At 41.8% G+C, this 6,953-nt stretch carries 6 protein-coding genes; 5 read left to right on the top strand and 1 reads right to left on the bottom strand.

All coding sequences use genetic code 11. The features are described from left to right. Positions 1–2: 2 nt before the first annotated feature. Both BM243_RS11375 and BM243_RS11380 read left to right on the top strand, forming a co-directional pair. Positions 3–2,210 carry a DUF262 domain-containing protein gene (locus tag BM243_RS11375; RefSeq protein ID WP_074912476.1) on the top strand — a complete coding sequence of 736 codons (2,208 nt, stop codon included), beginning with the start codon at positions 3–5 and terminating at the stop codon, positions 2,208–2,210. A 127-nt stretch (positions 2,211–2,337) separates the two neighbouring features. After that, positions 2,338–3,219 carry an AIM24 family protein gene (locus BM243_RS11380; RefSeq protein ID WP_074912477.1) on the top strand — a complete coding sequence of 294 codons (882 nt, stop codon included), beginning with the start codon at positions 2,338–2,340 and terminating at the stop codon, positions 3,217–3,219. A gap of 1 nt (position 3,220) precedes the next feature. Here BM243_RS11380 and BM243_RS11385 read toward each other — a convergent pair whose 3' ends face one another. Next, a complete protein-coding gene (locus tag BM243_RS11385) occupies positions 3,221–3,655 on the bottom strand; it encodes a NusG domain II-containing protein (RefSeq protein WP_074912478.1) in 435 nt (144 codons plus the stop codon). Between the two features lie 253 nt (positions 3,656–3,908). Between BM243_RS11385 and glmM the strand changes: the two genes are divergently transcribed. The 3 genes from glmM to BM243_RS11400 all read left to right on the top strand — a co-directional run. Then, the gene (gene glmM / locus BM243_RS11390) at positions 3,909–5,255 is read left to right on the top strand and encodes a phosphoglucosamine mutase (RefSeq protein ID WP_074912479.1); all 1,347 of its coding nucleotides are present in this window, start codon (positions 3,909–3,911) and stop codon (positions 5,253–5,255) included. Between the two features lie 134 nt (positions 5,256–5,389). Beyond that, positions 5,390–6,007, top strand: a complete 618-nt coding sequence (locus BM243_RS11395; RefSeq protein WP_074912480.1) for a hypothetical protein — start codon at positions 5,390–5,392, stop codon at positions 6,005–6,007. Positions 6,008–6,174: 167 nt separating this feature from the next. Then, on the top strand, positions 6,175–6,953 hold a 779-nt coding region (locus BM243_RS11400), incomplete at its 3' end, for a UPF0236 family transposase-like protein (protein ID WP_177213512.1).

Raw genomic sequence — 6,953 nt, forward strand, 5'->3', positions numbered from 1 at the left:
AGATGGAAACTAGCTTTTGGAAGCTGTTAAGCAATAATGATATTGTAATTCCTGTTATTCAAAGAGATTATGTTCACGGAAGAACTTCTAAAAAGGTTTCTAAAGTTCGAGAGAATATTCTTAATGCTATGTTCAAAACAATCATCACTTCTGATGTTATTCTTGAATTAGACTTTATATACGGATTCAGTGAAGAGTGTGAAGGCAGCGCTAATAAGAAGTTTTACCCATTAGATGGACAGCAGAGATTAACTACATTGTTTCTTCTGCATTGGTTTATTGCAGCAAAGGAGGGAAAACTTCAGGAATCAGAATCTGTGCTGAGGGGATTTACCTATGATGTCCGTCACAGCTCACGAGTATTTTGTAATGGACTTGTCAGATATCAGCCTGATTGGTCAGGGATGACTGTTTCAAAAGGCATTATGGATGCTTCCTGGTTTTTTGCAGGTTGGATTAATGACCCAACAATTCATTCTATGCTGATAATGCTTGATGCAATTGAGATGAAATATGAAGAGTATTGTAAAACGGATGTTTGGGATAGGTTGATATCGCTAGAAAACGCTCCTTTTGTTTTCCATATACTGTATACTGATGAGCTTAACTTGCCAGATGAACTCTATATTAAAATGAACTCCAGAGGTAAGGAGCTTACGGAATTTGAATACTTTAAGATAAGGTTCTCTGAGCTTCTTCCCAAAAACTATACGGATGAGTTCATTCATAAAGTTGATCAGGAATGGTCTGACTTATTTTGGAGCATGTTTAAGGATAACCAAACTAATGATATCGCACACGAAGTTGACAATGGATTCATAAGAGTTTTTAACTATATAACTGATATTTTGGAATCAAAACTGAACGATGTGATAGAAGAGGAAGACTATTTCATAAGATATGAGAGAGTTTTTCGTGATCATAATAATATTGATAGACTGTTCAGTATTCTAGATACTCTGGCTCTTTATTATAAGAATGGGAACATTCTCTTTCAAGAATTTCTGTACATAAATGAAGCGGAGTTTGTACTAGAAAAAACGAGGATTTTTTTTACAAGTCCGACTGTGAACCTGCTAAAAAAATGTGCATCAAGTTATCAACCAGATTCAAGAATCAATCCGTTCTCGTTGGGTGAACAAATACTTCTTTACGCATTTATTCTACAGATGGAAAGTCCAACGAAAGAATTTGGAAAGAAAATTAGGTTAATACGAAATTTAATACAAAAATCTGAGGATACCGTGCGTAATGAGAACTTAGGGGCATTGCTAGTATCAGTTGAAGAAATAGTGAAGTATGGTAAAGTCGATCAAGATACAAAGTTCAACAAGTCACAGGTAGAGGAAGAGAATCAGAAGGTTAGCTTTATTTCTCGGTTTCCACAGCTACAAGAAGAAGTATTTCGTTTGGAGGATCATGATTTATTGCAAGGCAGCATCTCAATATTTGAGCTGACAGAAAAGATTGCTGAACGAGGAAAAGTATTTAGAAATGTCTTCGAGGCAAACTGCAACTTTACCCCAATAATCTTGGCGATGCTGACCATTGGTGATTATACTCAGAATGCAAAATGGCGAACATTCTTGGCAAGTAATAAACGGGTAACTTGGAGAGATTTATTTACTCCAAGCAATAGGAGAGGAGGATTTGAAAAAACCAGATTCGTTCTTATGAATTTATTGGACAGGCTTTCGGATCCTGATATCACGATCCAATCCCTAATTGATGAAAAGAAGAATAGTCTATACCAGAGATCGGGAATAAATTGGAAATGGGCTGATTACTATATTAATTACAGTTCATTTAGATACCACTGGGATGGGTATTACTACTGGCCTGATTCGAATCGTACGTATGAGTGTTTGATGATGAATAGAACAATACTTAGTGGAAAGCATTGGGATCCATATCTAATGGCCATCAAGGAGCAAAAAACGAAATTTGTGAGTCTCGGAGACTATGGTCAACCTCTAATCTATGGAAATGGGAAAAATACAGTAATTATAAGAAATAGCAATGAAGGCTTTGTATTTACTGGTACTAATCAAGATGACATTCAGTTACTTGACCAGTTGAGATTAAGTGGATATCTTGATGAAGAAAATATACTGAGAATAAAGCAGTCTAAGGATGGTTTTGATTTGGAAAACAGAATTGAAAAAATCCTACGTATTTTAGATATAGTAGATCATTATATCGAAGTGTAGAATAGAGTTTTACAAGAGTAAAGATTCAGGAGAGCTTCTCAGCAGTGGGAAGCTTTTTTCATTGGTTCACAAGATCATCCACCAAGTGCTATAATGAGAGAAAATACTGAAAAAGGCGGCGATGTCCTTGAAAACCAATATCGAAATGAACAACACCCTGACAAAGCTCAGCGAGTTTAAAAACAATTCCACCTTTCAGGTTCTGGAGTATGATGATCTTCGCGGAGGAACGGATGTGAAAACAGCGTTCATGCTCTCTTATATGAGAGATGCGAACATCAAGCTGCGTCAGCTTCGTATTGTGCTGCAGGGAGGCGGCGTCTATACAGAGCCCAATGCCTTGAGCTTTATGAGAGGACCCATTGAGGTTTCCACAAACACAGGTGGTCTCATGGGACTGTCCAAGAAGTTTGTCTCCTCCAAGATTTCGGGAGAACCCGTGATCAAACCCCTCTTTAAAGGCGTTGGTGAGATCCTTCTGGAACCATCCTTTGGACATTACGCCATCCTTCAGCTGGAAAAGGAAGAAATCATCATCGATGATGAACTGTTCTTTGCAGCAGAAGATACCATCGACATCAGTGTCACCACCATGAAAAGCATCAGCAGTGCTCTTTTTGGTTCGGAAGGCTTTTTTCAGACAAAGCTCTCCGGCACAGGCATTGTGGTGCTGGAGATTCCGGTTCCTGAAACTGAAATCTTCAAGTACTCTTTAGTGGATGATGTGCTGAAGATTGATGGAAGCTTCTCCATCTTAAGGACGGCAGGCATACAGTTTACTGTGGAAAAAACCACCAAGACCCTGATTGGTTCCGGTTTTTCCGGTGAAGGACTTCTCAAAGTCTTCAGAGGCACCGGTGAAGTGTGGCTCATGCCCACCAAGGTGGTCTACGACAAGATGCTGTCCCAAGGCATGCCTTTTGGTGTGGGCGGTATGGACAATCTCGTTCAGGAGCCTGGATTCCATAAAGATCATGATAAAAACAGAAATGGAGAAAAAGAAAAGTAGACTAGGTGGTAATGTCCACCTCATCTACTTCGCTGCTTGATATTCTGACGACCATTTTCACAGGCAGTGCCACGATGACTTCATAGCTTTCAGAGATCCAGCCCATATCCTCATGAATGGATAAGGGAACAATCTCTTCCGGCAATCTGTGAAGCTTCACAGCGCCGTCTTTCAGTTCAAGATTCCCTTCATAGGATTCTCCGTTGTGGACAAAGGGAAACTGGACTTCATGGGCCATGGATTCGTCCAATGGATGCCTGAATATTTCTTTTCCATCCTTCTCCACGATGATGACTTTATCTCCTTCTGCGGGAGACTGGGTAAGGTGGAAATAAAGGGGTGGCATGAAACTTAGGAGGACGAAGAAAAAGAGTAAGGCGATATCCCATTTTTTCAGAGGATAGCTGCCATAGATTTCTTTTAAGGTACTGATCATGATAGGGTTCCTTCCCAGGTGCCTGACTTGTGAAAAAAGGTTGGTATCACCGTGACACTCCAGGATTTCATAGTATAATCTGTCCGGGTAAATGTCAATATAGGATATACCTGTAAAAAAGTGAATTATGCCTTGGAAATCAAGGAAAAGGCTAAAAGGTTTGCTATGATTTCGACATCTGATATATAATAAGACATGTGAAAATTGTTTAAGAGAACACAAGAGAATTAATTTGAAATAAGGAAGGTATTGTATGGGAAGAATGTTTGGAACAGATGGCGTTCGAGGAATCGCCAACAGTGAGCTGACACCGGAGCTGGCGTTTCAGCTGGGTAAGGCTGGTGCTTTGGTATTAACGAAAGGTGCGCATAAGCCAAAGATTCTGGTGGCGAAAGACACAAGAATCTCAGGAGATTTGCTGGAGTCTGCCATGGTGGCAGGAATCCTAAGTGTTGGTGCAGAAGCTGTACTCCTTGGCGTGGTGCCTACACCTGCTGTGGCCTATCTTGTCCGTGAATATGATGCGGATGCGGGTGTCATGATCTCTGCCTCCCATAATCCTGTGGAGTTCAACGGCATCAAGTTCTTCAACCGCGAAGGTCTGAAGCTGTCTGATGCGTTGGAAGATGAAATCCAAAAGCTCATTGAAGGGGATTTTGAAGGTGTTTCAGTGCCAACAGGAAAAGACATTGGACATGTGAGCCGTGCAGAAAATGCCACAAAAGATTATGTGGCTTTTGCAGTGAATACTTTAGAGGGAGATCTCTCTGGACTGAAGATTGCATTGGACTGCGCCAATGGCGCAAGCTACCTGGCTGCAGCGGAAGCTTTTGAAAAGCTGGGTGCAGAAGTCTTTGTCATCCATCATGAGCCCAATGGCGTGAACATCAACGAAAAGTGCGGATCCACCCATCCGGAGGATCTCATGAAGTTTGTGGTGGAAAAGGGCTGTGATCTGGGTCTTGCTTTTGATGGAGACTCTGACAGATGCCTTGCAGTGAATGAAAAGGGCGAACTGGTCAATGGAGACTTCATCATCCTCATCGCAGGACTTTATTTGAAAGAGATGGGAAAACTCAAGGATGACACCATCGTGGTCACCGTTATGAGTAATCTTGGACTGATGCTTGCGGCGAAGGAACTGGGACTTAAGGTATCCATCACTGCTGTGGGAGACCGCTATGTGCTGGAGGATATTCTTTTAAACAACTACTCCATCGGCGGAGAGCAGTCCGGTCATGTGATCTTTAAAGACTTCAACACCACAGGAGACGGTATTGTCACCGCCATTCAGCTGGCTGGCATTGTCAAGAAGAAAGGAAAGACCCTCTCTGAACTGGCATCCGTCATGAGAATGCTGCCACAGGTGCTGGTCAATGTGAAGATACCAAACGAGTTCAAGAACATCCATGAGGTGGATGAAGAGGTCATGGACCTCATCCGTGAAGTGGAAGAAAGTCTGGAAGGAAAAGGCCGGGTGCTGATCCGTCCATCCGGAACCGAGCCTCTCGTAAGAATCATGCTGGAAGGCGAAGATCAGGATGAGATCAATGCCGCTGCCCATAAAATCGCAGACCTCATCAAGAGTAAGATTGCATAAAAAAATAAGTGAGAACAGTGCAGAAGATAGCTGCACCGTTCTCATTTTCCTGTTATGATTTGTATTATTTTTGTTATTATTTCGCAATCTATGACATGCCGGTGTATGTTTAAATAAGTATAGGAGGTGAAGCGATGAAAGGAATACTCATTATACTATCTTTATTATTCCTGACAGCCTGTGGAGCACAGGAAATGGCAGCGGAAGAGACTGCTGTAGAAAGAGATATGGTTGGCGTAACCGAAAGTGCTCCGGAGGATACGGCGGAAGCTCCAGCAGAGGCTCCAGCAGAAGAGGTCCTAGAGATGGCACCAAAGGTTGCTGTGAATTACAGTGGCCAGATTCTGGATGTGATGAATTTTAGAACTTCAGACTCCTTGGATATGAAGAGTGAACATAGAATCATCAGAACCTATGAGGAGTTCACGGACTACAATGAGGAGTACACCATCCTCGAAAATCCGTTTTTTATTGATGATGAAAGCCTCAATGCCCTGCAAAAAGTGAATGAGGAATATTTTAAAACCCAAGGATTTATCGCAGTGATACTTGTGGAAAGCTCAGGGTCCAATGAAGTCACTGGAGAGAGTCTCCTTGTGAAAGGAAATGTGGCTGAAGTATTTATCAGAAGACGGGCTGCAGAGATCGGCACCATGGATATTGCCACACGGCATGTCTTGTTTCCTGTAAGCAAAGAAGAGCTGAAAGAGGTCACGGATGTGAAGGTCACCATCAGTCTTTCAGCAAAATGAGAAAATGTTCTTTAAAGAGAGCTTTAGGGCTCTCTTTTCTTATGCATTCGTTCATGATTTCTTTAAACTGCTAGTGTAAAATTATTGTAGGAAAAATAAAAGAGAATAGAACCCCGTATGATATGCTTAATATGCAACCAAAAAACACACTCGGGAGGACTATTCTCATGAACATTATACAACAGGCTATGGAAATTATCACTAGGAGTTATGGGGAGAATCTTCATAGAGCTCTAGCTGGAACGATAAACTTCAGTGAGATGACAACAAGATTGGAAGAGGATTTCAGAAAGACAGCGGCCCTAGTGGCAAAAGAAATCATGGAGAATCTGGATCAGGCAATCAAAGAAAGCAAAAGCAGAAAGAAAGACTGGTATGTGGAAAGAAATGGCGACGAGAAGACACTCAATACGGTTTTAGGCGAAATCACTTTCAGGAGGACGTATTATGTCCATAAGCAGACAGGAGCGTACGCTTACCTGTCTGACGACCAGGTAGGACTCACTCCACATGAGAGAATGGATTTAGGCTTGAAAGCTAGGATTATGGAACATGCAACGTCTATGTCATATCAGAAAACGATCGATGCTTTGTCCTACAGTGGAATAACTTCCAAGATGAGTGTGATGAACGTCATAAAAGGCAGAGAGCCTATCCCCAATGAGGCTGCGGAAATGTCCGACAGAAAGGATAGCACACCCTCTGTGCTCTATATTGAAGCAGATGAGGATCATGTTGCATTGCAGAATGGAAAATCCACCATCGCCAAGATTGTGTATGTCCATGAAGGGCGTAAGCCCTTATCCAAAAATCGCCATCAGCTGATCCATAAACGCTATTTTACCGCTCTGTCGGATAATGAGTCTCTATGGTTGGATGTAGCCAATTATCTGGAAGAAACCTATGATATGGAAAAAGTTAGAACAGTCTATCTATCAGGAGATGG

It is taken from the genome of Proteiniclasticum ruminis (assembly GCF_900115135.1).
Taxonomy (GTDB): Bacteria; Bacillota; Clostridia; order Clostridiales; family Clostridiaceae; genus Proteiniclasticum; species Proteiniclasticum ruminis_A.